General features: G+C 41.8%; 28 protein-coding genes and 3 riboswitches. Of the genes, 21 read left to right on the top strand and 7 right to left on the bottom strand.

The window, feature by feature from the left end:
• The first annotated feature begins 4 nt into the window (after positions 1-4).
• The gene (locus ACJA3J_RS16565) at positions 5-322 is read left to right on the top strand and encodes a thioredoxin family protein (RefSeq protein WP_406944631.1); all 318 of its coding nucleotides are present in this window, start codon (positions 5-7) and stop codon (positions 320-322) included.
• A gap of 140 nt (positions 323-462) precedes the next feature.
• Here the strand turns inward: ACJA3J_RS16565 and ACJA3J_RS16560 are convergent, their stop codons facing one another.
• Positions 463-885: a TlpA family protein disulfide reductase gene (locus ACJA3J_RS16560; RefSeq protein ID WP_374189705.1), complete on the bottom strand. Its 423-nt coding sequence runs from the start codon at positions 883-885 to the stop codon at positions 463-465.
• A gap of 91 nt (positions 886-976) precedes the next feature.
• A riboswitch (SAM riboswitch) is annotated at positions 977-1,082 on the top strand.
• Positions 1,083-1,310: 228 nt separating this feature from the next.
• Positions 1,311-1,419, top strand: a riboswitch (SAM riboswitch).
• An 80-nt stretch (positions 1,420-1,499) separates the two neighbouring features.
• Here ACJA3J_RS16560 and ACJA3J_RS16555 point away from each other — a divergent pair.
• The 16 genes from ACJA3J_RS16555 (at position 1,500) to ACJA3J_RS16480 (ending at position 18,343) form a co-directional block, all read left to right on the top strand.
• A complete protein-coding gene (locus ACJA3J_RS16555) occupies positions 1,500-2,525 on the top strand; it encodes a methionine ABC transporter ATP-binding protein (protein ID WP_089654169.1) in 1,026 nt (341 codons plus the stop codon).
• Positions 2,518-3,186, top strand: a complete 669-nt coding sequence (locus ACJA3J_RS16550; RefSeq protein WP_089654168.1) for a methionine ABC transporter permease — start codon at positions 2,518-2,520, stop codon at positions 3,184-3,186. The genes ACJA3J_RS16555 and ACJA3J_RS16550 overlap by 8 nt, the downstream gene beginning before the upstream one ends.
• A gap of 26 nt (positions 3,187-3,212) precedes the next feature.
• The gene (locus ACJA3J_RS16545; RefSeq protein WP_089654167.1) at positions 3,213-4,070 is read left to right on the top strand and encodes a MetQ/NlpA family ABC transporter substrate-binding protein; all 858 of its coding nucleotides are present in this window, start codon (positions 3,213-3,215) and stop codon (positions 4,068-4,070) included.
• A 66-nt stretch (positions 4,071-4,136) separates the two neighbouring features.
• Positions 4,137-4,502 (top strand): carboxymuconolactone decarboxylase family protein, encoded by a 366-nt coding sequence (locus ACJA3J_RS16540; RefSeq protein ID WP_089654166.1) that lies wholly within the window; start codon positions 4,137-4,139, stop codon positions 4,500-4,502.
• Positions 4,503-4,728: 226 nt separating this feature from the next.
• Positions 4,729-4,869, top strand: coding sequence for a hypothetical protein (locus ACJA3J_RS16535; protein ID WP_167356104.1), 141 nt, complete (start codon positions 4,729-4,731; stop codon positions 4,867-4,869).
• 243 nt (positions 4,870-5,112) lie between these two features.
• Complete coding sequence (gene sufC / locus ACJA3J_RS16530) at positions 5,113-5,892, top strand: Fe-S cluster assembly ATPase SufC (RefSeq protein ID WP_089654165.1); 780 nt, start codon at positions 5,113-5,115, stop codon at positions 5,890-5,892.
• Between the two features lie 19 nt (positions 5,893-5,911).
• Positions 5,912-7,219 carry a Fe-S cluster assembly protein SufD gene (gene sufD / locus ACJA3J_RS16525; protein WP_115895328.1) on the top strand — a complete coding sequence of 436 codons (1,308 nt, stop codon included), beginning with the start codon at positions 5,912-5,914 and terminating at the stop codon, positions 7,217-7,219.
• Positions 7,219-8,439 (top strand): cysteine desulfurase, encoded by a 1,221-nt coding sequence (locus ACJA3J_RS16520; RefSeq protein ID WP_406944630.1) that lies wholly within the window; start codon positions 7,219-7,221, stop codon positions 8,437-8,439. The genes sufD and ACJA3J_RS16520 overlap by 1 nt, the downstream gene beginning before the upstream one ends.
• Positions 8,429-8,872: a Fe-S cluster assembly sulfur transfer protein SufU gene (gene sufU, locus ACJA3J_RS16515; protein WP_406944629.1), complete on the top strand. Its 444-nt coding sequence runs from the start codon at positions 8,429-8,431 to the stop codon at positions 8,870-8,872. The genes ACJA3J_RS16520 and sufU overlap by 11 nt, the downstream gene beginning before the upstream one ends.
• 30 nt (positions 8,873-8,902) lie before the next feature.
• Complete coding sequence (gene sufB / locus ACJA3J_RS16510; protein WP_089654161.1) at positions 8,903-10,300, top strand: Fe-S cluster assembly protein SufB; 1,398 nt, start codon at positions 8,903-8,905, stop codon at positions 10,298-10,300.
• A 783-nt stretch (positions 10,301-11,083) separates the two neighbouring features.
• Positions 11,084-11,896: a sulfite exporter TauE/SafE family protein gene (locus ACJA3J_RS16505; RefSeq protein WP_406944628.1), complete on the top strand. Its 813-nt coding sequence runs from the start codon at positions 11,084-11,086 to the stop codon at positions 11,894-11,896.
• Positions 11,897-11,907: 11 nt separating this feature from the next.
• A complete protein-coding gene (locus tag ACJA3J_RS16500) occupies positions 11,908-13,287 on the top strand; it encodes a bifunctional UDP-sugar hydrolase/5'-nucleotidase (protein WP_167356106.1) in 1,380 nt (459 codons plus the stop codon).
• Between the two features lie 370 nt (positions 13,288-13,657).
• Entirely contained in the window at positions 13,658-14,428 is a 771-nt protein-coding gene (yunB, locus tag ACJA3J_RS16495) for a sporulation protein YunB (protein ID WP_089654157.1), read from the top strand.
• 54 nt (positions 14,429-14,482) lie between these two features.
• Positions 14,483-14,666: riboswitch (Lysine riboswitch) on the top strand.
• A 135-nt stretch (positions 14,667-14,801) separates the two neighbouring features.
• Positions 14,802-16,346: a Na+/H+ antiporter NhaC family protein gene (locus ACJA3J_RS16490; protein WP_406944627.1), complete on the top strand. Its 1,545-nt coding sequence runs from the start codon at positions 14,802-14,804 to the stop codon at positions 16,344-16,346.
• A gap of 367 nt (positions 16,347-16,713) precedes the next feature.
• Entirely contained in the window at positions 16,714-18,240 is a 1,527-nt protein-coding gene (locus ACJA3J_RS16485) for a sodium-dependent transporter (protein WP_089654154.1), read from the top strand.
• Between the two features lies 1 nt (position 18,241).
• Complete coding sequence (locus ACJA3J_RS16480) at positions 18,242-18,343, top strand: MetS family NSS transporter small subunit (RefSeq protein WP_115893550.1); 102 nt, start codon at positions 18,242-18,244, stop codon at positions 18,341-18,343.
• Between the two features lie 32 nt (positions 18,344-18,375).
• On the opposite strand, the gene ACJA3J_RS16475 is transcribed toward ACJA3J_RS16480, so the two are convergent.
• Positions 18,376-19,314: a M23 family metallopeptidase gene (locus ACJA3J_RS16475; RefSeq protein ID WP_115893551.1), complete on the bottom strand. Its 939-nt coding sequence runs from the start codon at positions 19,312-19,314 to the stop codon at positions 18,376-18,378.
• Positions 19,315-19,392: 78 nt separating this feature from the next.
• Positions 19,393-20,022, bottom strand: a complete 630-nt coding sequence (locus ACJA3J_RS16470; protein ID WP_089654152.1) for a YhcN/YlaJ family sporulation lipoprotein — start codon at positions 20,020-20,022, stop codon at positions 19,393-19,395.
• Positions 20,023-20,157: 135 nt separating this feature from the next.
• Here ACJA3J_RS16470 and ACJA3J_RS16465 point away from each other — a divergent pair, with 135 nt between their 5' ends.
• Positions 20,158-20,433 carry a YutD family protein gene (locus tag ACJA3J_RS16465; RefSeq protein WP_089654151.1) on the top strand — a complete coding sequence of 92 codons (276 nt, stop codon included), beginning with the start codon at positions 20,158-20,160 and terminating at the stop codon, positions 20,431-20,433.
• A gap of 43 nt (positions 20,434-20,476) precedes the next feature.
• On the opposite strand, the gene ACJA3J_RS16460 is transcribed toward ACJA3J_RS16465, so the two are convergent.
• A complete protein-coding gene (locus ACJA3J_RS16460) occupies positions 20,477-20,764 on the bottom strand; it encodes a cytosolic protein (protein ID WP_089654150.1) in 288 nt (95 codons plus the stop codon).
• Positions 20,765-20,820: 56 nt separating this feature from the next.
• On the bottom strand, positions 20,821-21,087 hold the full coding sequence (locus tag ACJA3J_RS16455) for a DUF3055 domain-containing protein (protein ID WP_089654149.1): 267 nt from the start codon (positions 21,085-21,087) through the stop codon (positions 20,821-20,823).
• A 166-nt stretch (positions 21,088-21,253) separates the two neighbouring features.
• Between ACJA3J_RS16455 and hepT the strand changes: the two genes are divergently transcribed.
• Positions 21,254-21,691, top strand: coding sequence for a type VII toxin-antitoxin system HepT family RNase toxin (gene hepT / locus ACJA3J_RS16450; RefSeq protein WP_089654148.1), 438 nt, complete (start codon positions 21,254-21,256; stop codon positions 21,689-21,691).
• Positions 21,692-21,712: 21 nt separating this feature from the next.
• Positions 21,713-22,501: a TIGR01457 family HAD-type hydrolase gene (locus ACJA3J_RS16445; RefSeq protein WP_089654198.1), complete on the top strand. Its 789-nt coding sequence runs from the start codon at positions 21,713-21,715 to the stop codon at positions 22,499-22,501.
• A 35-nt stretch (positions 22,502-22,536) separates the two neighbouring features.
• Here the strand turns inward: ACJA3J_RS16445 and ACJA3J_RS16440 are convergent, their stop codons facing one another.
• Both ACJA3J_RS16440 and ACJA3J_RS16435 read right to left on the bottom strand, forming a co-directional pair.
• Positions 22,537-24,096 carry a hypothetical protein gene (locus tag ACJA3J_RS16440; RefSeq protein WP_406944626.1) on the bottom strand — a complete coding sequence of 520 codons (1,560 nt, stop codon included), beginning with the start codon at positions 24,094-24,096 and terminating at the stop codon, positions 22,537-22,539.
• 785 nt (positions 24,097-24,881) lie between these two features.
• Positions 24,882-25,388 carry a phosphatidylglycerophosphatase A gene (locus ACJA3J_RS16435; RefSeq protein WP_089654146.1) on the bottom strand — a complete coding sequence of 169 codons (507 nt, stop codon included), beginning with the start codon at positions 25,386-25,388 and terminating at the stop codon, positions 24,882-24,884.
• Positions 25,389-25,574: 186 nt separating this feature from the next.
• On the opposite strand from ACJA3J_RS16435, the gene ACJA3J_RS16430 reads away from it, so the two are divergent.
• Positions 25,575-26,540: a 2-hydroxyacid dehydrogenase gene (locus tag ACJA3J_RS16430; RefSeq protein ID WP_406944625.1), complete on the top strand. Its 966-nt coding sequence runs from the start codon at positions 25,575-25,577 to the stop codon at positions 26,538-26,540.
• The last annotated feature ends 75 nt before the right edge of the window (positions 26,541-26,615 follow it).

Raw genomic sequence — 26,615 nt, 5'->3', positions numbered from 1 at the left:
GAGGATGGCTGTGGAGGAAATAAAAACAACAGAAGTAAAGAAGTTCTTCGAATCTCCACAAACGACCCTCACCTTCGTTCATAGCCCTTTTTGTGCAACTTGTCACCTAGCGCGTCAAATGCTCACAACACTGGAGTCTGTATTTGATCGAGAAGTTTTTAAGGAAATGAATGCTTCTCTGCACCCTAAATGGATGCAGCATTTTAAGATTAAAAGTGTTCCATGTCTGCTGGTTACGAGGGGCGGGGAGGTAGAGGAAAAGATTTATGCTTTTCATTCTGTCTCCTATATGTATGAGAAAGTGGTGGGTTTTGTTGAATAGTGTATGTATTTCCCAGGAAATGACCACTACTGTAGAATTTAAAAATTCTCTAAAAAACTTATATGTAATGTGGAAGAGTTCGATAATGAAAAAGACAGCAAAGACTTTCCGGAGTCTTTGCTGTCTTTTTGTTATGAATATCATACGATTTCTCCTAATTTGCTTACAATATCTAAAAAGGAGGACTGATCGCCAAAATTCGCATGGATCTCTCCTTGTTGATTAATGATGATGGTGGAAGGAACGCCATCACAATTGTACAAGTCATAGACGTATCGTCCTTCGTCAGAAAGAGTTGGTTGTGTTAAAAACTTTTCCTTGAATTCGATGCCTTCCTCAATTTTCCGTTCCCTTCCAGTTACATTGATCGTCATCATTTTTACTTTGTCATGGTCCATCGTTTTGAAAAGTTGTTCTTTCATAGGTAAGTCTTTCCCACAATCTGGACACCAGGAAGCCCAGAAGGTCAAGACAATAACTTTCCCTAAGTCCTCTTCAAGTTTATAAATGGAAGAGTGGTTGTGGATGTAAGGTAGTTCAAATAAAGGGGCTTGTTTACTCAATGTCATTCTCCTTTTTATCAGGCGAAGGTTATGGATTGACGCTTATATATTTCCCATGCTAACATAATTATTAATTTCATATCGACATCTTCACTTATCCAGAGTGGCGGAGGGACTGGCCCGACGATGCCCGGCAACCGGCAGGTAAACTGCACGGTGCTAAATCCTGCGAAGTCTTTGACTTTGATAGATGAGAAATGTAAAAGCGATGAATCTCTTCTATTAAAGAAGGGATTTTTTTATTGTGTCAATCGAGTGAATATTCGATGTTTTTGTATGGAAGATGTAATCATTTCTTTAGTTTTGATCGACTTTATTTTTCTGAACAATCTGTTTATGAGTTGACACAAAATTCTTACGGTGCTACAATCCATTATTGTACTACTTAAACGAATTAAAGCGATAGTAATTTAATAAATTAAAATCTCTTATCCAGAGTGGCGGAGGGACTGGCCCGATGATGCCCGGCAACCGGCAACACTGTTTTGCTCAGGTGCCAATTCCTGCAAAGTATTAAGCTTTGACAGATGAGAGAACAGATTTTTAGGTATGATTAAAAAAGCCACTCTGTTCTCATTACAGAGTGGCTTTTTTTGAAGTGGAGGGAAAGCAGCATGATTACAATTAAAGGACTATCAAAGATATTCCACACGAAAGATCAGGATGTACGAGCAGTGGATGATTTAAGTCTTAATATTAACAAAGGGGAAATTTATGGAGTGATCGGATATAGTGGGGCCGGTAAAAGTACATTTATTCGCTTACTGAACCGTTTGGAAGATCCCACAGAAGGAAGCATTCTTGTCGATGAGCAGGAACTTACTTCATTAAGCAAAGGAAAATTAAGGTTGGCCAGACAAGAAATAGGAATGATTTTCCAGCATTTCAATTTACTTTGGTCACGTACCGTTCATGATAATATCGCTTTTCCACTGGAAATTGCCGGGATCCCTAAAGCAGAAAGGCAAAAACGTGTCGATGAATTAATTGAATTGGTCGGGTTGAAAGGCCGGGGAGGTTCTTATCCATCCCAATTGAGCGGTGGACAAAAGCAAAGAGTGGGAATAGCCAGAGCGCTTGCAAACAATCCGAAAGTTCTTTTATGTGATGAGGCCACATCCGCGTTGGACCCTGAGACCACGGATTCGATTCTTGATCTTCTTGTGGATATTAACGAAAAGCTTGGCCTTACAATCGTTCTGATCACACATGAAATGCACGTCATTCGCAAAATCTGTCATCAGGTGGCGGTTATGGAAGAAGGTAAAATTGTTGAACAAGGGGAAGTGTTGGACGTTTTTCTTCATCCTCAAAAACCAGTCACGAAGAAGTTTGTGGATCAAGTGATGGGAGATCCAGAAAAAGAAACCTCCTTGCAATTGATCAAAGATAATTACCGGTCTGGAGAAATTATACGCCTTCACTTTGTCGGAGAAAGTACAAATCAGGCACTGATCAGTGATTTATCAAGGAAGTTTGAATTAGACGTCAACATTCTACATGGAAAGATTACCCAAACACAAAAGGGTGCATATGGAACAATGTTTGTTCAATTTGATGGAGACGAAAAAGAAGTCGAGCGTGCCATTGAATATATTGAATCAACATCTGTTGAAGTGGAGGTGAATCCACATGTTTAATGAATGGTTCCCGAACGTAAGAATGGAAGACATGATTACAGCTACAAATGAAACCTTGTATATGACGCTGGTTTCTGTCGCTGGGACATTCGTTTTAGGTTTGCTTTTGGGTCTTCTCCTTTATTTGACCGGACCTGGGGGTCTTTGGGAGAACAAAACGTTGAATTGGATTACTGCTTCCATTGTTAACATATTCAGAGCAATTCCGTTTATTATTCTCATTTTATTATTGTTCCCGTTTACTGATTTTCTGCTGGGCACCATTCGAGGGCCACAAGCAGCATTGCCTGCCCTGATTATTGGTGGAGCGCCATTCTATGCCCGGTTGGTGGAAATTGCATTGAAAGAAGTCGATAAAGGTGTCGTGGAAGCAGCAAAATCTATGGGAGCTAAATACTCGACCATCATTTTTAAAGTATTGCTTCCGGAATCGATGCCAGCTCTCATATCTGGGATAACCGTAACAGCTATCGCATTGATTGGATACACCGCCGTAGCCGGTGCAATCGGATCTGGCGGTCTTGGCGATTTCGCTTATTTTTATGGGTTCCAAAGAAGTAACTTTGATGTTGTATTCATTTGTACTATTTTAATCATTTTAATTGTGTTTATTTTCCAATTCATCGGAGATGCCATCTCACGAAAATTGGATAAAAGATAAAATAAATAAAAGGGAGAGAATGAATAATGAAAAAACTATGGACGAGTTTAATCGCTGTATTGCTTATCCTTGTTCTCGCAGCTTGCGGGTCATCGAATGAGGAAGAAAATGCATCAGGATCTGAAGGTGAAGAAGGTGGAACAAAGGAGATTAAGGTAGGAGCTACCAGTGTTCCACATGCTGAAGTTCTCGAGAAAGCAAAACCTATGCTTGAAGAAGAAGGAATCACATTAAAGATTGAAGAATATCAGGATTACATTTTACCGAACCAAGATTTAGATGAAGGTCGTATTGACGCTAACTACTTCCAAACGATCCCTTATATGGAGACCCAAGAGGAAGAGAAAGGGTATGACTTTGCAAATCTTGGTGGGATCCATATTGAGCCTATCGGAGTTTATTCTCAAAAATATGAAAACCTGGAAGAAGTTGAAGAAGGTACGCAGCTAGTCATGAGTCGTTCTGTATCCACTCATGGTCGAGTCCTTTCGCTCTTAGAGAAAGAGGGACTAATCAAATTGGATGAAAGTGTGGATAAAGTGGATGCTACTGTACAGGATATTGTAGAAAATCCTAAAAACATCGAATTTGATACGGGAGTAGATGCAGCTAACCTTCCACAAGTTTACCAACGTGAAGAAAACGTGCTTGTAGCGATTAATACAAACTATGCTATTGAGGCTGGCCTGTCTCCCAGCGAAGATTCAATTATTCTCGAGGAGTCTGACTCTCCTTATGTGAACGTCGTTGCTGCTAATAGTGAAGATAAAGACAATGAAGCGTTAAATACGCTTGTAGAAGTTCTTCGTTCTGAAGAGATCGTAAACTTCATCAAAGAAGAATATGACGGTGCTGTTGTACCGGTCTCAAGCGATGCTGAATGACGGATAAAATAAGTGACTGCGGTTTATACTAACCGCAGTCACTTATTTTTATTGGGAGGTTTTCTTATGCAGGAGCAAAATATGACGTGGACGCAAACGTACTTACATGATTATAAAGAAGGAATGGGAGCCTTCAGAGAGCACATGCCGGAAGTTTCTCATAAGTTTGATGAATTTACACAAGAATGTTTTAAAGCCGGAGAATTATCTAAAAAAGAGAAGCAATTGATGGCATTAGGAATCAGTATTGTTGCACAGGACGAGTACTGTATGATCTACCACACGAAAGGCTGCGTCGACCAGGGCGCAACGGAAAAGGAAATATTAGAAGCATGTGGTGTTGCTGCGGCATTTGGAGGTGGAGCGGCTTTAAGTCAGGCCGTAACGCTTGTGCAGGATGCGTACATGGACTTGACGACAACGGTCAATTGATTCAATTATTAGAAAATTCAAGGAAATCGGATGTATTCTATATACTCACTTGCAGTAAACGCTTACATCAATAGTGAGGATCACTTTTGCATGAATTTAAAGTTTTAAGGAGTTTTATTTGGGTACAGCATTTGTGGTACCTTAAATTGTGTAAATAATCTGAAAGGGTTGATTCGTTATTAGTGACGATCTGAATTTGAATTACACTGCTGATATGGAGAAAGCCATGCACCAATCTCATAACATGAGTTATGCGGAGTACAGCAGGAAGTTGGATACACGCTTGAAAGTAGAAGAAAAACGCCAACGAGAATTCGAAGAGAGTCAGAAAATGATTGCCCAGGTCGACCGTAAATTGCATAGATAAATCATTCGATTAAATGAAAAAAATCAGGTGTGTTTAGCCACCTGATTTTTTCATGTTATAATACACATGAAAAATGTAGGAAATTGTTCGTTACATATCCGGACTCTTGGCTTTAGCTAATGGGAAAAAGTTGATAACAAGCACTAAATGATATAAGATTGTAATGAGAATAAATTGAGAATAGTTCTTTGTTTCCGATCAACATGGACATTCTTTAATAATAGATACTGGAGGTATTCATTTATGGCAGGATCAACGTTAGAAATCAAAGATCTTCATGTAGAAATCGAAGGTCAGGAAATCCTTAAAGGTGTAAATTTAACAATCAACGGTGGGGAATTCCACGCTGTTATGGGACCGAACGGAACTGGTAAATCTACACTGGCTTCCGCAATTATGGGTCACCCTAAATATGAAGTAACAAAAGGTGAAGTATTGCTTGATGGCGAAAACGTTCTTGAAATGGAAGTGGACGAGCGAGCTCAAGCAGGTCTATTCCTTGCTATGCAATATCCTAGTGAAATCAGTGGTGTAACAAACTCTGACTTCCTGCGTTCTTCTATTAATGCTCACCGTGAAGAAGGCGATGAAATCTCTCTTATGAAGTTCATCAAAGAGATGGATGCTAAGATGGACACGCTTGATATGGATAAAAACATGGCGCAGCGTTATCTTAACGAAGGTTTCTCCGGCGGTGAGAAAAAACGTAATGAAATCCTTCAATTAATGATGATTCAACCAGCGATTGCCATTCTAGATGAAATTGATTCAGGGCTTGATATCGATGCATTGAAAGTCGTTGCAAAAGGAATTAACGAAATGCGCAACGATGCTTTCGGTTGCTTGATCATCACTCACTACCAGCGTCTATTGAACTACATTACTCCTGATAAAGTACACGTTATGATGCAAGGACGTGTTGTCAAATCTGGTGGACCAGAACTTTCCCAGCGTCTGGAAGCGGAAGGTTATGACTGGATTAAACAGGAACTTGGCATCGAAGACGAAACCGTTAACGCGTAATTAAGATAGGAGGGTAATCATGACAGTAGAAGTCTCACTACCATATGACAAAGAGTACATCTCACAATTCTCCCAAGGGCAGAATGAGCCTGAATGGATGAAGAACCTTCGTCTTAGCGCCCTGGAGAAATCGGAATCTTTACCGCTTCCGAAACCAGATAAAACGAATATCTCCAAATGGAACTTCACAGAGTTCGACCATCACGTAACAGGTGATCGTATTGAATCTCTTGATGAACTTCCAGTTGAAATCAAAGATTTCTTAGATGAAGAAAAAGAACAGCAAAACCTGGTCATTCAGCGTAACCATACAGTGGCTTACGGAACCATTGATCAAAAATTGAAAGATCAAGGGGTCATCTTCACAGATATCGGAACGGCACTTAGAGAGCACAGTGAATTGGTGGAGAAGTATTACATGAACGATGCCGTTCACATGGACGAGCATCGTTTGACAGCTCTTCATGCAGCTCTTATGAACGGAGGGGTTTTCCTTTACGTTCCAAAAAATGTGCAAATAGAGGATCCTATTCAGGCGATTTTCTGGCAGGAAGATCCAAAAGCTTCCTTGATTAACCACATTTTAGTCGTAGCAGAAGAGAATAGTTCTGTGACGTATGTAGAGAACTATATTTCTCACAATAAAGAAGAAAAAACTTCCGCGAACATTGTGACAGAAGTCATCGCTAAAGATGGAGCGAAAGTATCCTTCGGCGCGGTCGACAATTTTGAAGCGGGTACAACTGTATATGCCAATCGTCGTGGAGTCGCTTATCGTGATTCAGTCATTGAATGGGCTCTTGGTCAAATGAACGAAGGCGACACCGTTTCTGAAAACATCACGCACTTGATTGGTGATAATTCACACTCTAATGCGAAAACCGTTGCTATTGGACGTGGAAAACAGAAGCAAAACTTCACAGCAAACATTACGCACTTCGGAAAAGGCTCTGACGGTTATATTCTTCAACACGGAGTGATGAAGGATAAGGCTTCTGCTATTTTCAATGGAATCGGTAAGATTGAACATGGGGCAAGCAAGTCTAATGCCGAGCAGGAGTCACGTGTTCTTATGCTTAGCAGCGACGCACGCGGGGACGCGAACCCGATTCTTCTCATTGATGAAGATGACGTAACAGCGGGACACGCTGCATCGGTTGGTCGTGTGGACCCGATTCAACTGTATTACTTGATGAGCCGTGGAATTTCCAAGTTCGAAGCTGAGCGTTTAATCATTCATGGATTCCTTGCTCCAGTAGTAAACCAATTGCCTGTTGAAGCTGTAAAACGCCAATTACAACAAGTGATTGAAAGGAAAGTATATTAATGGATGTAAAAGCGGTACGCGACGAATTTCCTATTCTACACCAGGAAGTAAATGGACATCCGCTCGTGTATTTGGATTCATCAGCGACTTCTCAGAAGCCGATCAAGGTGATTGAAAAGCTTGATGAGTACTATCGCGGATACAACTCTAATGTCCATAGAGGTGTACACACGCTTGGCACAAGAGCGACAGACGAGTATGAAGGTGCCCGTGAGAAAGTGAGACGCTTCATTAATGCGTCCAGCACCCAAGAAGTCATCTTTACGCGTGGGACAACAACAGCCATCAATACCGTTGCAGCAAGCTACGGTCGGGCGAACTTGCGTGAAGGTGATGAGGTTGTCATCACTCCAATGGAACACCACAGCAACATTATCCCTTGGCAGCAGATTGTTAAGGAAACAGGAGCTACTTTGAAGTATATTCCATTGCAATCTGATGGCACGATTCTTTTGGAAGATGTGCAAAAGACAGTAACATCTAAAACGAAAATTGTTGCCGTCATGCATGTGTCGAATGTTCTAGGAACGATCAATCCGGTGAAAGAGATTGCACAAATTGCTCATAACCAAGGAGCAGTCATGCTTGTTGATGGTGCCCAAAGTGCTCCTCACATGAAGATCGATGTTCAAGACTTGGACGCTGATTTTTATGCGTTTTCAGGTCATAAGATGTGCGGCCCAACTGGAATCGGAGTTCTATATGGCAAAAAGGCGCTTCTTGAAAAAATGGAGCCTGTCGAGTTTGGTGGAGAAATGATCGACTTCGTTAACCTTTATGATTCGACATGGAAAGAACTGCCCTGGAAGTTTGAAGGCGGAACACCCATTATTGCCGGAGCTGTCGGTCTGGGTGCAGCCATTGATTTTCTTACGGACATCGGTTTGGATGAAATCAAAGAGCATGAAGAGAAACTGGCTTCTTATGCCATGCAAGAAATGAATAAAGTCGATGGCATGACCATTTATGGTCCAGAGCATCGAGCAGGTCTTGTCACTTTCAATCTTTCAGATGTGCACCCTCACGATCTTGCTACGGTATTAGACGCTGAAGGAATTGCTGTACGTGCAGGGCACCACTGTGCTCAGCCATTGATGCGTTGGTTGGAAGTTTCAGCGACGGCAAGAGCAAGTTTTTACTTGTATAATAATGAAAAGGATATAGATCGACTTGTTGCAGGATTAAAAACAACAAAGGAGTATTTTGGCGATGTCTTTTAATGACCTGGATACACTTTATCGTCAAGTCATCATGGATCATTATAAAAATCCGCGCAACCGTGGTTCCATCGAAGGCAACCCTATGACTGTAGATATGAACAACCCTACATGTGGGGATCGTATTCAGCTGCAATTGCTGGTCGACGATGGTATTGTGAAGGATGCTAAGTTCGATGGTGAGGGCTGTTCCATCAGCCTATCCTCAGCCTCCATGATGACACAGGCAATCAAAGGAAAGCCAGTTGACGAAGCACTGAAAATGTCTGAACTCTTTTCTGACCTGATGCAGGGGAAAGATATTGACGAAGGCGATGTAGACCTTGGAGATATCGAAGCCCTACAGGGAGTTTCCAAGTTCCCTGCCCGTATTAAATGTGCGACCCTAGCTTGGAAAGCAATGGAAAAGGGTGTAGATGTAGAGAAGGAAGACTAAGCTTTTCTATACCAAAAGGAGGTATATAACATGGCCAAAAAAGCGCCAGAAGTGGGAGAGTATCAATACGGTTTCCACGAAAAAGATGTTTCGATTTTCCGTACGCAAAAAGGTTTGACGAAAGAAGTCGTTGAACAAATCTCCAACTATAAAGAAGAACCAAAATGGATGCTGGACTTCCGTTTGAAGTCTTTGGAGCAATTCTATAAAATGCCGATGCCTCAGTGGGGCGGCGATCTATCTGAGCTTAATTTTGATGATATCACTTATTATGTGAAGCCATCTGAACGTTCAGAGCGCTCATGGGATGAAGTCCCTGAAGAAATTAAAAACACATTCGACCGTCTGGGAATTCCAGAAGCCGAGCAGAAATATCTTGCAGGTGTATCCGCTCAGTATGAATCCGAGGTCGTTTATCACAACATGGAAAAAGACCTTGAAGAATTAGGTGTTATTTTCAAGGACACGGACTCTGCACTTAAAGAGAACGAAGATCTTTTCAAAGAGTACTTCGGTAAAGTCATTCCGCCGTCTGATAACAAATTCTCAGCGTTGAACTCTGCGGTTTGGTCCGGAGGTTCCTTCATTTATGTACCGAAAGATACGAAAGTAGAAACGCCTTTGCAAGCGTACTTCCGTATCAACTCTGAGAACATGGGTCAATTTGAGCGTACGTTGATCATTGCTGACGAAGGCTCTTCTGTTCACTATGTGGAAGGCTGTACAGCACCAACGTATTCTTCAAGCTCTCTGCATAGTGCTGTTGTTGAAATCTTCGTTAAAGATAACGCTTATTGCCGTTATACAACGATTCAAAACTGGGCGAACAACGTTTACAATCTTGTAACGAAGCGTGCGGTTGCAGAGTCAAACGCTACGATGGAATGGGTCGATGGAAACCTTGGTTCCAAATTGACGATGAAGTATCCTGCTGTGCTTCTTAAAGGTGAAGGAGCGCGTGGCATGACGCTTTCCATCGCTCTAGCTGGGAAAGGTCAGCACCAGGATGCCGGTGCTAAAATGCACCACTTGGCACCGAACACTTCTTCTACGATCGTTTCTAAATCCATCTCTAAACATGGTGGTAAAGTAACGTATCGCGGAATTGTTCAATTCGGTCGTAAAGCTGAAGGTGCTCGTTCCAACGTTGAGTGTGATACGCTCATCATGGATAATGAGTCCACTTCCGATACCATTCCTTACAATGAAATCATGAACGAGAACATCTCTCTTGAACACGAAGCGAAAGTTTCTAAAGTGTCAGAAGAGCAGTTGTTCTACTTGATGAGCCGCGGTATTTCTGAAGAAGAAGCTACAGAAATGATCGTCATGGGCTTCATTGAGCCGTTCACAAAAGAGCTCCCAATGGAGTATGCCGTGGAAATGAACCGTCTAATCAAATTCGAAATGGAAGGTTCCATCGGTTAATAAAAGGAATAAAGCCGTGCAGATATCATCTGCACGGCTTTTTCATCGTGTACTGGTAATTTGATGCTGGTTAGTAGTTATTAAAGTATATGGCAGGATTTTTTCAGCTCAGTTTCGAGATGTTTATTGAGTGGATGGGGGCTGCGGGGAATGACTTGCTTTCCGCGGGAGCGCGGTGAGCCTCCTCAGGCTGACGCCTTGCGGGGTCTCACCAAGCACTCTCTTCCCGCAGGAGTCTCCCCATGCCCCTCCGCCCCTTTACCATGTGATTGACTCGAAACCACTTCTCGGAAACTTTGCTTGTGTGCTCAAGCGAAGTGGATAATATAAAACTCTCCCCAGTGGTTATCCCGAGCGTGAAAGCTTGATATAGAGCGCTTTATACCTGCTTCTGAGTGGGGGTGGGAGACGTCTCATCTCGGAATAGGAGTTTGTTTCTTTCCTGCATGGAATGGGGTGGTTGGGAAGCTGCGGGACTCTCGTAGGTGAAGGAGATAGGCGAGATCCCTTAGTGCTCAGACCGCCTGAGGAAACTACTCGCTCCCCCACAGGAAAGCGAGTAGTTTCCCAACCACCCCTGACTCCAAATGTGGCAAACGAACCCGGGATTATCTCGAAACTGAGTTTTTCACAATCGGAAGCTTATATTATATTAACAATAGGATTCATCAGAGCCTATTTTTTAATGGGCTTGTTTATTACACACCATATGAGGCAAGATGTTTTATGAATACAAAACATGATACTATAATATTATCTATTAAGAGTTAAGGAAGATTCGATATGTTTTTGGTTATGTTTTTGATCGGTTTAATCACAGCCCTAGTCGGTAGTGTGGCAGGCCTTGGAGGAGGCGTTATTTTAGTTCCTGTTCTCCTGTTTTTAGGTGATCATTTTGCTTCCTTCGATTGGGTAAACCCCCAGGCAATCGTGGGGATTTCTTTAGTTGTAATGATTTTTACAGGGATGTCTTCAGCCATCTCGTACATGAAGCACAACCGTGTGGATACAGGAATTGGACTAGTTTTTTTGAGTGGCAGCATTCCGGGAGGCATTTTAGGCTCTTGGCTGAATCAATTTTTTGAAACGGATGGTTTCTCTCTTTTCTTTGGAATTGTTATGATTGGGGTTTCTTTACTGTTTTTCATTCCGCGGAGACCATCAGGTCATTCCTTATTTAAAACAGGTATGTCTAGAGAGAAAACAGTGGACGGGAAAGTGTATAAGTACCGGATGCCTTTTTGGGTTGGGTTTATCTTATCGTTTTGCGTAGGAATGTTATCTGGTTTATTAGGCATAGGTGGAGGATCTTTAATGGTCCCGGCTATGATTTTACTATTGAACCTCCCCCCTCATATTGCGACAGCGACTTCTATGTTCATGATTTTTTTTGCAAGCATAACAAGCTCTGCGACCCATGTTCTTTTAGGGCATGTGGATTGGAGTCATACGCTCTGGTTTATTCCAGGAGCCTACTTAGGAGGAACACTTGGAGCATGGGTCAATCGACGCCTTGATGGGCAAGTCGTGGAGAGATTTCTGAGGGTACTGCTCGTATTGATTGGCATACGTTTAATTTGGCAAGGTTTAGGGTGAGGAGACTGATGATGAAGGAAAAATTATACTTTTATTATACAAGCGATCTGCACAGTCACTTTGAAAATTGGCCACAAATCGTCGGGTATTTTAACGAAAAGAAAAAGAAACACGAGAAAAAAGGGGAAGAGTACTGGCTTTTTGATAATGGAGACCATGTCGATCGTTTTCATCCGATCGCTGAGGGCTTGATGGGGAAGGGCAATGTTGAGTTATTAAATGAAGCTGGATATGATGTAGCAACGATCGGCAACAATGAAGGCATTACTTTAGCGAGTGAAGATCTTCACTCCTTATACGATCATGCAACTTTTCGTGTCGTTTGTGCCAATTTGGATTGTAAGAGCTCCTCTTCACCTGCATGGTTAAAGCCATACCACATTCTTGAGTCCAAATATGGGACGAAAATCGGCGTATTAGGTTTGACTGCACCATTTCAAGCGTTTTACCAGCAATTAGGGTGGGATGTGCTTTCGCCATTCGATATATTAGATGGGATAATTGAAGAGTTGAGAAATCAAACAGATATCATTATCTTACTATCACACCTTGGTATTAATGAAGACGAAGAAATCGCGAGGCGTTATTCAGACATTGATATTATTATAGGGGGCCACACGCACCACCTTTTTAAGAATGGTGAATATATTGATGGTGCCTTGTTGACAGCAGCAGGTAAACACGGGACGCATCTCGGTGAAGTTGCTGTGGAATGGAACATCGATACGCGCCATCTAGAGAAGAAAGAGGCCTATGCCATACCAACGGAACAACTGAAAAAAGATGATGGAGTCACAAAAAAAGTCAAAGATATTCGTTCTAAAGCTGTTCATGAACTAGGCACTCCCGTAGCTTATCTCCGGGAACCTCTGCACATTGCATGGTTTCATGACACCCCGCTTATGAACCGCTTGACTGAACAATTACGCTTATGGACATCGGCGGATATAGCGATGTTAAATGCAGGTGTGCTCCTCGACCATTTATCCGCTGGAGAAATTACTTATGAAGATATTCATCGCATTTGTCCACACCCGATGAACCCCTGTCTTGTGGAATTAAGAGGGGATGAGCTGATGGAAGTGATACGAGCTGCTCATACGAAAGAACTTACGGAAATAAGGCTGAAAGGTTTTGGCTTTAGAGGTGAAGTGATTGGGAAGATGGTTTTTGCAGGTATTGACATAGAAATGGATGATGATGGAGAAGAACATGTAAAGCGTGTCACTTTTGCTGGTGAACCGATTGATTATGATCGTACGTATCGGTTTGCTACAGCGGACACATTTACGTTTGGCCGATTCTTTCCTGAAATCGCCTATTCGAAAACAAAGAAATATTTTATGCCGGAACTATTGCGAGACCTTTTATCTGAAGCACTTAAGTCATAACACTGGGAGCTACCTTTGTAGGTAGCTCTCTTACATAACGGATTGTAAGGAATTTATTATGAAGAGTCTTTGCAACAAATTCTCTAGTACCCGGAGCTGTATTAGCTAAAACCATATACAATGAAAGCGGTCAAGCGTTCTTCCAACAAGGTGTAGCTTTTACACCGCGGATCATTGAACGGTTAAAAAGCTTTGATATTAAAAGCGATCGTCCCATAGTAAGGGAAATAAAAAGAGATGGTACAAGAGGAAGAAACACCGACTTGTCCAAAGAATTGAATATCCTGATCAAGAATTGTCATATGACATCGGTAAGTTGATGCTTAAACCCTTCTTTTCTTTCATATAGATAGATGAGGAGGGTTGTTCTATGCCAAAGAAGAGTGCGACTACTGGTTCCACGATCGGAAAAAGGATTGTGCTTAGTCTGCTGTTTTTCGCCCTTTTCACAGCGTTAAGCCTTTGGTTCATTAACCGAGGTGTGACTCCGGCGCTCGTTGAAATTGCTGAAACAAAAGCTCAACAGCTGGCTAGGGATGCCATTAATGAAGCAGTCAGTAAAACGATCGCAGAAGATCTACAATTTAATGACCTTGTGAATATGGAAAAAGATAACCAAGGAAACATTGTTTATATGGGATGGAACTCTGTAGTTGTTAACCGCGCACTTCGTGATACGACCATACGTGTTCAGAACTTTTTAAAAAGGATGGAGCTTGGTGAGCTTCCGATGGAGGATACTTCTTTGGAGCCGAATATTGATCCCGATCGCACACAGGAGGAATTAGGAGAACAACCAGCAACACTTATCGAACTTCCTATTGGGGTAGCAACAAACAACAGTTTACTAGCAAACCTTGGGCCAAAAGTTCCTGTTCAACTTAGAGTGATTGGAGACGTTCAATCAGAAGTCGATATCAAGATGACGGAATATGGGATTAACGCTGCTTTATTTGAATTGACGATTCATTTTGAAGTGAATGTCCGGATTGTTATTCCATTTTCTACAGAAACAACTGTCGTAACGAATAATATTCCTATTGATCAAGCTACCATCCTAGGTAAAGTTCCTAATTTTTATGGTGGTATGGGAGGGGAAGGAGATCCATCATTTTCCTATCCAATGGAACCCTTGCAATAAATGCTTGGAATTGTTAAAATTACTGAGAATTGAATATGCGTGACCTTATCAGATCGGTGAGGTAGAGGTGCAAACACCATCAGTAATCAATTGGAGCGAGACAAGCGACGATGATTGATGGAAGGGGATGTTTGCCGAAGTGTTTTGTAGTCCGTCAAACTATAAGACGCTGGTGTATATCTGAACAAGAGATACACTGTCATGCATGCTTTTGGGTGCATGGGGCGCTACTGATCGAAATGGAGGATAATCAAATTGCCACTTACAAAGGCGATGGTAGGTTATTTTCTATCATTGTCTTTTTTTATTCCTCATTTTTATCCGCAGTAGCCTTCCAATCCCGTTACATCAAGATTTACGGAGGGGAAACATCATGGAAGGAACCATCTATTCTTTAATTCCAGCAGTATTAATGTTAATCCTTGTTCTGCTGACAAGGAAAGTCATCCTATCCTTAGGGATTGGGATCATCGTAGGAGCATTCCTGCTCACACAAATGGATATTGGCGGAGGACTAGCGTTAATCTGGTCGATTTTCGCAAACATCTTCGTCAGTGAAGGCGCACTGAATATGGGCAACATTTATTTGTTATCATTTCTATTCTTATTAGGAATTACCACTGCCTTCATGACAGCATCAGGAGGAAGTCGTGCGTTTGGTCGTTGGGCTGTCGAACGTATTCGTACGAGAAAAGGGGCAACACTTGTTCCGGCGCTTCTGGGAATCATCATCTTTATTGATGATTACTTCAATGCACTGGCCGTAGGACAAGTAGCGCGCCCTGTAACCGATCGATATAAAGTATCCCGGGCAAAATTGGCGTATTATATCGATTCCACATCGGCTCCGATTACTGTTATTTCACCTATTTCCAGCTGGGGAGCTTATATTATTGGAACGATCGGAAGTATCCTGGCTGCGAATGAAATCACACAGTATCAAGCTTTTGAAGCATTCGTGTTAATGATTCCAGCAAATCTCTATGTGTTTGCGGCGTTATTGCTCGTATTCTTGACGATTTACTTAAGATTGGATCTTGGTCCGATGAAAGTTCATGAGAAACGAGCCATTGAAACAGGAGAATTGAATAACCCTGAAAAAGGGGACGTTCCTGGTGATTTGAATGATGAATTCAAGGAGCATAACCATGGGAAGATCTCTCATCTGATTTGGCCTATCTTTGCTCTTGTTGTCGGAACTGTGTTAACAATGGTCATCACAGGAATGCGCAACACAGAAGGCAGTGTCGATCTTCTCTCCATCTTTGCAAACACAAATGTGAATATCTCATTGTTCACAGGTGGAGTCGTTTCTGTTGTTGTTGCGCTTGTGCTGTATATCAGTCAACCAAAACCTAAATCAGGAATTTCTCTCGTCTTTGGTCAAGGGATGAAAGCCATGTTACCAGCGATTTACATCTTGGTTTTTGCCTGGATGATCGGTGATATCATCGGCCAGCTTCAAACTGGTGAATATTTAGCCCAGCAATTTACTCAAGCAGATATCAACCTTGCCTATCTGCCTTTGATTATTTTCTTATTGTCTGGCTTCATGGCATTATCAACAGGTACATCTTGGGGAACATTCGGAATTATGCTTCCGATTGCAGGAGAAATCGCGGCAGTGTCCGACCCTACACTGATTTTGCCGGCACTGTCAGCAGTACTCGCTGGATCTGTGTTTGGGGACCACTGTTCACCGATATCCGATACGACAATTCTTTCCTCGACAGGGGCAGGATCGAACCACATTGATCACGTACTCACACAGCTCCCTTATGCCCTTATCGCTGCAGGAGCTGCTTCCATCGGTTATGTTATCTTAGGCTTGTCTGGTGGAGTGTGGCTGCCATTGTTGATGACGTTGATTATTGCCACATTTGTAGCGTTCATTATTCACAAGTTTAATCATAGGTAGCCAACGGAGTAAAATAAAAAGGAATACTTTTTGGGAGAGTATGGAACGTGCAACGTCCATACTCTCTTTTTTTGTCATCATCTCCCCATTCAAAAATTCTTTATATAGGCTGATTGTTGAAGACTCTGTTTCGTGACTTACAAAATTCTGCCATATAGTATAAATCGTGTATGATAAAAACATATTAATCCATATTATGGTAGTACATTTTACTCAAGGCTTTTAACTCCCCCTTCCAATTTCTGAAAATTTAAAAATTATTTTGACAAGCTGCGCATTGCTAGTTATAATTTAAAGCAGAATAATCAGAAAAATAAAAATTAAAAAACATCTTTTCTAGGATGTTAAACTCAGGGAGGTCTTTCGCATGGAAAATCGTGCACAATGGGGAACACGAGCCGGTTTCATACTGGCAGCCGTCGGTTCAGCCATCGGTTTAGGTAACATCTGGCGTTTCCCGGCAGTAGCTTATGAAAATGGTGGTGGGGCATTTTTCATTCCTTATTTATTTGCTCTGTTAACAGCGGGTATTCCGCTACTTGTTATGGAATTCACCATCGGCCACAAATTTAGAGGGTCAGCACCACTTTCATTCTTCAGAATGAACCGTAAAACAGAATGGCTTGGCTGGTGGGCAGTACTTGTATCATTTGTTATTTCAACATATTATGCCGTCATTATTGCCTGGGCAATTTCATACAGTTTCTTTGCATTCAACCTTTCATGGGGTGAAGACACAGAAGGCTTTTTGTTTAGCGATTATTTGCAATTATCCGTAGATCCTGGTCAGACAGGAAGCCTTGTACCTGGTGTTCTTATTCCACTTCTTATCGTTTGGTTGATTACTCTTGGGGTCCTTTTCAAAGGAGTCAAAAAAGGGATTGAAGCGGCAAACAAAATCTTTATCCCTACATTGGTTGTCCTTTTCATAATTATTGTCATCCGGGCGATTACTCTTCCGGGGGCGGCAGAAGGTCTTCAGACTTTCTTTGCTCCAGACTTTAGTGCAATTGCTAATAGTTCCGTGTGGGTAGCGGCCTATGGTCAAATTTTCTTCAGTTTATCGATCGCCTTTGCGATTATGATTACGTACTCCAGTTACCTACCGAAGAAATCGGACTTAACGAACAATGCGTTCATTGCTGGCTTCGGTAATTCAAGCTTTGAACTATTAGCTGGTATTGGAGTGTTTGGTGCATTAGGATTTATGGCTTCCCAGAGCGGCGTACCCGTGAGTGAAGTCGTTAGTGGCGGGGTAGGACTTGCGTTTGTGGTATTCCCGCAAATCATCAATGAATTCCCTGCACTGAATGGATTATTCGGTTTCCTATTCTTCGCATCATTAGTATTAGCCGGACTATCTTCGTTAATCTCTATTTCAGAAACATACGTAGCTGCTTTGAGCGAAAAATTTGGACTTTCAAGAAAAGCTGCTGTAGGACTAGGTGGTGGACTTGCAGCTGTTATTTCCTTGCTTTTCGCGACACAAGGGGGACTTTATCTCCTTGATGCTGCTGATTACTTCATTAACCAATTCGGAGTGGCGTTCGTCGGCCTTGTTGAAGTCGTGGTTATTGCTTGGTTCTTACGTAACCTCAATGACTTCCAAACTCATGCGAACGGTATTTCTGATCTCCGCCTTGGTGGCTGGTGGAAGGTCTGTCTTGGTCTCATCACACCAATTGTGCTTGGATTTATGATGTTTGGCTTATTCAAGAAGAACCTTCTTAAAGAGTTCGATACAGAAACAGGGAACTACGAAGGATATGCGGATGGATTTATTTTATTCGGCGGCTGGTTCGTGGCAGCCTTCGCCATTGTCTTCGGCTTCTTGATGACATTGAAGCGTTGGGATTCAAAAGCCGTTGAAGAGGTAAAAAAGGAGGTAAGCTAATATGACAGCTGGTGCAGTGACAATGATGATTATCGGAATGCTCGTGATATGGGGTGGCCTGGCTGCCAGTATTACGAATGCCGTTAAAAAATCAAAATCATAAGAAAAGGCGTCGCACAATGAAGTGCGGCGCTTTTAATTTTTTGTCATTCTTTCCCACTTCCTCAGAAAAGGGTAAGGATCAAAGGACCATTCATTTTTTCCATTATCTTGATACATGCCGTAATGAAGGTGAGGAGGGAATTTTCCGGATGTTCCAGGTGGTCCATATCCAGAAGCTCCTACCGATCCAATTACATCACCAGGCTGTACGATATCCCCCACTTTAATATCTTCTGAAAAGCTATGCAAATGGGCGTAATAATGGTAAATGTTATAAATATCCCGAATTCCAATCCGCCAACCACCGAACTTATTCCAGCCTTTCATCTCTACAACTCCATAAGTTGTAGATTTAACGGGAACGCCGTAATTAGCGAAAATATCCGTGCCTTCATGAATGCGTCTTCCTCCAAAGCCTCGAGCATCCCCCCATGTGCTTCTATAGCTGTAATTTGCCTGAAGGGGGAGGGGAAAGTCACGGTTTGTCAAATTAACGGTCTGAAATTTCTTGAATACCCTCGCTGTATTCATAATGGTTTGAACGGTAAGGTCTCTCTTGTAATAATTCCATAGGGCAATTTTAATATCATCACTCGTGGTACCGTAGGACTTCAAGTATGTGCCTATCGAATATAACACGTCTTCGTCATTATCCAACTGAACCTTTTGATCACCATCTCCATCTGAACCCCAGCCTTCCGGGAAGAATGTTGAGGGCATTTCTCCAGCAGAACCAGTCCAGAACATCGGATCCGCTTCAATAGCAGTAACCCGCCCCTCTTTAGGATCGTCATGAACTTGCCTTTCGTATTGATCGATAGCCGCCAGATACTCCCAGGGGATATCAGTGATAGCTGAAGTTTTCTTATATAATGCCATTCGTGCATCGATCTCTTCATCTGCATGTATGGAACCTGCAGAGAAAAGTAGGCACATGCTAAGACATAAGATCATTGAACCGATGTATTTCATAAACTCACCTTCAATGTTTTGATATCTTTAGCATGAGGCAGGCATGCTTTTGTTATGAATGGAAAAATTGGGGTGATGTCAGTTTTCCATCCCGGTTTCTTCTTCTGTATTCATATTTGGTCCAACATCCGGTTGTTGAGGGTTGGATTCCTCGACTTTTCCTTGTGGTGACTTCTTCATTTTTTTGATAATGCTGTCGATCGTATCGTTATACCCTTGATCATAAACGGTGGAATTACTTAAACTTTGAATATCTCCAAAGGAAGCAGGATTGTCAGAGACATACACATGGTAAAAGCTTGGGACTAAAGAATAAGCCGTCTTCTGAACCATATCGGCCGCTGATTCTCGATCTGTATCGTCTGCTTTTTTGTACGCGACGAGCACTTCATTATCCGTAACTACTGTGGCTACGTCTTCGAATTGATCATAGCGGAGGATCATCCGAGAAATCATATCCGCCATTTCTTCACGATTGACTTTGATTTCACGATGTTCTTCAGCATCTTGATTTAATTGGTCTTTGTTAAAGCGCACATAACCAACTTGCCCATCTTTTGGCTTCTCGTTATATCCGTCCATGGCATTGCCATTCAACGTGTCATCATCCATCATATTTTTTGCTTGCTCTTCTTTTGTTTCCTGACATCCCGCAACAATGAGTGTGACAAGGGACAATAGGGTGAATACTCTCCATATCTTTTTCATTATAGTTCCTCCTTCATGTAACTGTTTATAATCATTAGATTGAGCAGTTTTATCGGAAACATACTTTTTGCTTTTGTTGTATTTCCTAACATGTGAAAAAATGTGATACACTGAAAAAGGATAGAGGTGATACAAATGATTGAGCTGGCTGGGAAAACATATGAGATCCTGGAGGACTATCAAGAAGGCTTTCAACAAGAAGAAGTGGAAAGTCGTTTTAGTGATATCCTGAATAAATATGATTTTATCGTTGGCGATTGGGGTTATGGTCAATTACGTTTAAAAGGGTTTTATGATGATCAAAATTCCAAAGCAACGTTTGATACCAAAATCAGTACGCTGGAAGATTATTTGTATGAATACTGTAATTTCGGTTGTTCCTACTTTGTACTGAAAAGAATTCGTCAATAAGAAACGGCGCGCCAATCATCGCACGCCGTTTTTTGTTTTGTTTTTAATGAGCTTCCTCAGAGGGCTTTACATTTTCATCTTTTTCATCATGAGTGGGGTGAGCACCATCCTCTTGACGAGGAAGATCCTGGTGGAGCCCTTTGTTTTCATAATTAAAAGCGCTGTAATATCGCTGCTCCTCGGTCCATGGCGCACTCTTATCATTGGTTACAGGTTCATATTTGTTTCTGGGTGCACCATAAGGCCCTTCAGGAAGTTGTTCGGGAGTCAAGTAATTACGTTGGGCTTCGACATTGGCAAAATCCGAATACTTACGTTTTTCTTTACCCATAAAAAAACCTCCTTCCGCATTATTTTTTGTCGAAGGAGGTTTTTTTATGCCCGTCCTCAGAGGAGATCAGGAAGGTAATTCCTTAATTCTTCTGCTTCCATTGCACTGAGTTGAAACATATGTTCCAAATGGCCGATTTCGTTGATGTTTTTATGATCAAGCAAGGCTTGTCGGTTTTTTGGTAAGTTGATGACCATCGTTTGGTTTTGAAAATAATCGGCCTTCATGAGAGCAAGTTCAAAACGGTGACTACCTGCTGTGAATGAAACAAATCGAGTGCTTGTACTTTGAGTGACGTCTTCTAAAAGCGGACGTTGTGCCATGATGTAATCATCTCCTGTTCGTTGTTTTTATAATCCGCTACGAAAAAACTTTAGCAATAGTATGCCCGATTTTTATGAAATCAGACACTAACAATCAGGAAGCGTGAGAGTAAGACTTTTATGGTATCATGAATGAAAAAGGTCATTTTTGTGGGAGGTTAACAAGATGTATTTTGTCAATCGAGAAAAAATTGAAGAGATTTTATCATATATGGAAAAGATACAAGAAGAATTGGCGGCACACTCTTATAAGCATTTTGCAGACCAGCTTCTTTTAGAACGGATGACACACTTGAACATAGAAGCCATCATTGATGTCGGGAACATGATGATCGATGGTTTTATCATGAGAGACCCAGGAAGTTATGAAGATATTATAGACATCCTGACAGATGAAAAGGTATTACCTGAGGATGAGCAGAAAGCATACAAGCAGTTTGTTCAACTTAGAAAAATGATTGTACAACAATATACGGAAGTAGACCATGATCAAATCGTTAAAGTTTGGCAGGAACAAGAACACTCGTTACAAGCTTTCCCAAATCGTGTCCGTCATTACTTGGATAATGAGCTTGGACCCGTGTCTGCCTTTTCCAAAAACTGAGGAGTGTGTAAAGGTATGAACATGAAAGAATATAAAGGTTATCTCATTGATCTCGATGGAACCATGTACAAAGGCGCTGAACGAATTGAAGGAGCGTCAGAATTCGTGGAGCACTTAAAAGAGAAAGACCTTCCATTTTTGTATTTGACAAATAACTCTTCAAAAACCATTGATCAAATTGCAGAGAAACTCAATCATATCGGAGTCCGTGCTAAGCCGGAGCAAGTTTATACAAGCAGTCTTGCAACAGCTGAGTATATAAGCAGCCAAAAAGAAAGAGCCCGCGTTTTTGCTATCGGTGAAGAAGGGTTATACGACGCTTTACGCCAAGAGAGCTTGGAATTGGTGCAAGAGGGAGCAGACTTCGTGGTGATTGGTATTGACCGGGAAATTAATTATGAGAAGCTGGCCTTGGCCTGTTTGGAAGTGAGGAATGGAGCTGCTTTCATAAGTACAAATGGAGACATTGCCATTCCTACAGAGCGGGGTCTTGTGCCGGGAAATGGAGCTTTGACATCCGTCATTTCTGTGAGTACCGGCGTGGAGCCAGTGTTTGTAGGTAAACCTGAGCCGTTAATTATGTCTCGGGCACTCAAACGGTTAGGTTATCATAAAGAGGATGTCTTAATGGTAGGGGACAATTACAACACAGATATTAAAGCTGGAATGACAGCTGGCATGGATACATTAATGGTGGAAACTGGTTTGAGTACGTTCGATGAAATCAAGAATAAGGAACACCAACCCACATATAAATGCAGAGATTTATTCCATTGGATCGAGCGTTTGAATTTTAATGAAAAGAAATAGAGAAACGACCAGAGAATAGCTCTGGTCGTTTTTTTCTACATAAGGTATGGACCAAAAAAGACAGTGATGAACAGGATGTGCATCCCTATGAAATAGGTCAATTGGATCGGGTTGGACCAATCCTTTGAACGCGCCCCAGCCTTTAATATCCCGTAAGCAATTCCTGCAAAGCCAAGAAGAAACAATATAGGACTGCCTGGAAAACTTAAATACTCTGGAGCTCTAGCGAGAAGCGCATCTGAAAACATCGGATCCCTTGCTACAATAGCTGCCATTAAGTAAATGAGTATTCCTGTATAGAGAACCCAGGAACGGTCTTGGTCAAGAGCGTCGGCTTTCGAGAACATAATGAAAATCATAAATAGCAAAGGCCATAAGAACCAGAAGGTAGAGATGATTAGGGCAAATAACCCTGAGGAAAGCATACCAATAGTCTTTCCTGAAGCTAGCAACAAACCTTGTTTTGTTATCTGGTCGGCCCGCTCAATCACTTCAGGTTTGCTTGAAGCTAATAACAGCTTATGATCTTCTCCTCCATTGTCTACCCACAAAACCGTTTGTTCATTTAGCCTAACTGGAAAATTAGAAAATGAAGGTGTATTGCTTAATCGTGTTACTTTTGTAGCACTACTCTCACTGATGGTTGCTTGGTATATGTTAAATTGCCGGCCAGGCCGGAAAAGCGTGTCAGTCCAACCGTTTGCTTTAAAGAGGAGTACTGGCCCGTTCTCTGTATTATGAATGCTGAGATCAGATATTTCTTTCAGCTCATATGTGGAGTGCGGATCTTGAAAATTCACTCTGTTCAGGTTAGGGTTTTCTCCAAAAGGAGCCTCTGCATAGTAATAGTAATTTTGTATTTTACCGGACTGACTTTGTTTTTGTATCGTTGTAACAAGCAATTGGTAACTGTCATTTTTGGTCGTGAATTGGATATCATTGACCTGTTCAGATTCTTTGACAGAGAACGTAGCTTCACCTAGTGGGGTTATGTTGTTCTTTTTCACCTGGTAATATGTCAGTGAATTTCCTGAGGACGTCACTTCATCTGTCAATAAAAAAGTACCACTGTCTGTCTCTGCCATATGGACAGAGGCTTTCGGGTTTTCCAGTGACAAAAGCTCTTCACTAGCAGATTCATTTACGTCAAAGCTATAAATTTTATCCTCATTTCTGTAAAAAGCCCTGCTTTCGAGAGGATAAAAAGCTTGAAGGTCTGTGATTTTCTCCCCTGTCTCTTGATCGTACATGCCATAATAATCGGCATGAATTACCTTGTTTTCACCTATGTAGAATTGAGTGAATTTATCGACAGGGATATCATATGAGTTTTGTTCCTTTATTTCATATTGATCATTGTAAATGTTTTGTTGGATCCCATTTTCGGTAAGAAAAGAAACGGATGGGTTCCCATCGTGAATGCCTACATTGGGGGGGCGTAAAACAGGAGTTGTTCCAATATCCAAGGCGCGGCTCCAACCCTCATCCGGCGGTTCAGTGACTTTTTGATAATTATGAGAAAACAGCAAGCTTACAGCGATTAGAACAATGATCGTAGGAAGCAGCCAAACTAACTTTCCTCTCCAATTTTTCATCTATTGTATCTCCTTCCTTTTTCTGCCTCTTCATGTAGTACGTAGTAAGATTATAAAGGTTTCAGAAAAATAAAAATACGATAAGAAAAGAAGTCTGAAAAATAACATTCAGCATATTTCAATTCATGTTCTTTATTAATCTATATGGCAGGATTGTGGAAGACTCAGTTTCGAGATGTTTCGGGTTTCGTTTACCAAATTGAGCGGTAGGGGTGGCTGGGAAGCAACTCGCTTTCCTGTGGGGGAGTGGCAAGCTTCCTCGGACTTCGTCCTGCGGGATCTCGCCTATCTCCTTTCACCCACGGGAGTCTCGTAGCTTCCCAACCACCCCATTTAATGTATGTGTGAAACGAACCCCTTTGCCGAGGATGAGTGTCTTTCACATTTCCTGGTCTATAGTAATAAAGCGCTCTATAGCAGGCTTTCAATGTAGAATATACACTTTAAGACCTAAAAGCTAATATGGAAAGCTTTGCTATTTATTGAAGTTCTTTCGAGATACTTATATGGCAAAGGGGCGGAGGGGAATGGCGAGACTCCTGCGGGAAAAAAGTGCATGGTGAGACCCCACAGGACGCAGTCCGAGGAGGCTCACCGCGCTCCCGCGGAAAGCGAGTCATTCCCCGCAGCCCCATGCACTCACCAAAAGTCTCGAAACTGAGTCTTCCACAATCGGGAGCTTTTATTGAAGGAGATTAGAGGAAAATAAAAAGCAGCTCAATGGGAAGGTACGGAAATGTCGTACACTTCATTGAACTACTTTACACTTACATCATTCATTTTTATTAAACTTCAGCATCTCCAGCGATGGTGTGGGCAAGTCTGCTGGATGCGGCGGCTGCAATGGCACCGACAATGTCATCCAGGAATGTGTGGCATTCCCCTGAGGATTTATCATTCAGTTTTTGTAAGATTCCTGGTTTCTGTTTATCGATGTAACCGTAATTTGTAAAACCGATAGATCCGTAAACGTTTACGATGGAAAAGGCGATGATTTCATCAATTCCATAAAGGCTTTCGTCTACTTCTATGGTCGACTGCAATGGTTCTTCAAGCATTTTCTTTTCTGCTAGCCGGTCCATTTGAATCCCAGTAATGACTGCATTCTGAACTTCCCGCTTTGTCAGTACTTTATTCACATTGAAGCGGCAGTCGTCCATGGACAAGTCTTCGTGATATTTAGACTGTAAGTAATAGACAAGGTCAGCAATGTCATCAATGGTGACCCCTCTTTCCACCAGCCAATCTCTTGCTGTTTTTTCAAGAGTGGATACTTTTCTTTCTTCTGCCATAGTGAAAAACCTCCCTGCTCATCATGACTTGCACTGTACCATACCCGCGTTTATTATTGCACAAACGAGCGGTGTTATGTTCATTATATCAAAACTTCTCCCTGAAGGTGCAAAAGTGTAGAAGGTTGGAAAGTCTCAGCGGTCATTTGCTATGATAAAATAATAAAAAAGATGGAGGTTCGATCATTGACAAAACCAAAAGTTTTTATTACCCGTCGTCTCCCTGATGAAGTCGTGAATCCTTATAGAGAGCACTTGGATATTGAAATGTGGCCACGTGAAGAAGAACCTGTAGGGCGCCAAGTTTTTATAGAACGAGCCCAATCTTCTCATGGCTTAATGACCATGTTGACAGAAGATGTAGATGAACAAATTCTCAGCCAATCCAATAATCTTTCTATCGTAGCGAATATGGCCGTCGGCTATGATAATGTCGATGTGAAAACAGCTGAGCGTCTAAATATTGCTGTAACTAACACACCAGATGTGCTTACAGAAACAACAGCAGATCTCACATTTGGTTTATTGATGGCCACAGCGAGGAAAATGATTGAGGCAAGTCAATACATAAAAGACAATAAGTGGGAGAATTGGTCTCCGTTGATGTTAGCAGGTACGGATATTCACGGGAAAACAATAGGCATCGTCGGGATGGGCAGAATTGGAGAAGCAGTTGCAAAGAGAGCAAAAGGCTTCGGTATGAATGTGCTGTATTATAACCGTTCTCGTAAACCCGAGGCGGAAGAGACCTTTGGTGCGAGCTATACGGATTTTGAGGTGTTGCTTGAACAAGCTGATTATGTCGTGTGTTTGACCCCTTTGACAGATGAAACCAAACACATGTTTAATAAGGATGCTTTCCATAGGATGAAAAAGGATGCTTTCTTCATCAACGCTTCAAGAGGAGCTACGGTAGATGAAGAAGCGCTGTATGAGGCGATCATAAATAAAAAGATTGCAGGGGCGGGGCTTGATGTATTTGAACAAGAACCGATTTCCTCAGAACATCCATTGCTTTCATGCCCTGAAGTGGTCTGTTTACCGCATATCGGATCATCGACGAAGGAAACAAGATATAAAATGATGAGGCTTAGTCTCGATAACCTTGTCCATCACTTCCAAGGCAAACCATTAATCACACCTGTCATTTAAAGCACTGATAACTTTTAAATTTCATTAAAGCGTTTTTGAATTATCTGGCAGGACTGTGTAAGACTCGATTTCGAG

This window comes from Halobacillus sp. SY10, assembly GCF_045401165.1.
GTDB lineage: Bacteria > Bacillota > Bacilli > Bacillales > Halobacillaceae > Halobacillus > Halobacillus aidingensis.
The sequence above is the reverse complement of the archived record's forward strand: the minus strand, read 5'-3'. Positions and strand labels throughout refer to the sequence as shown.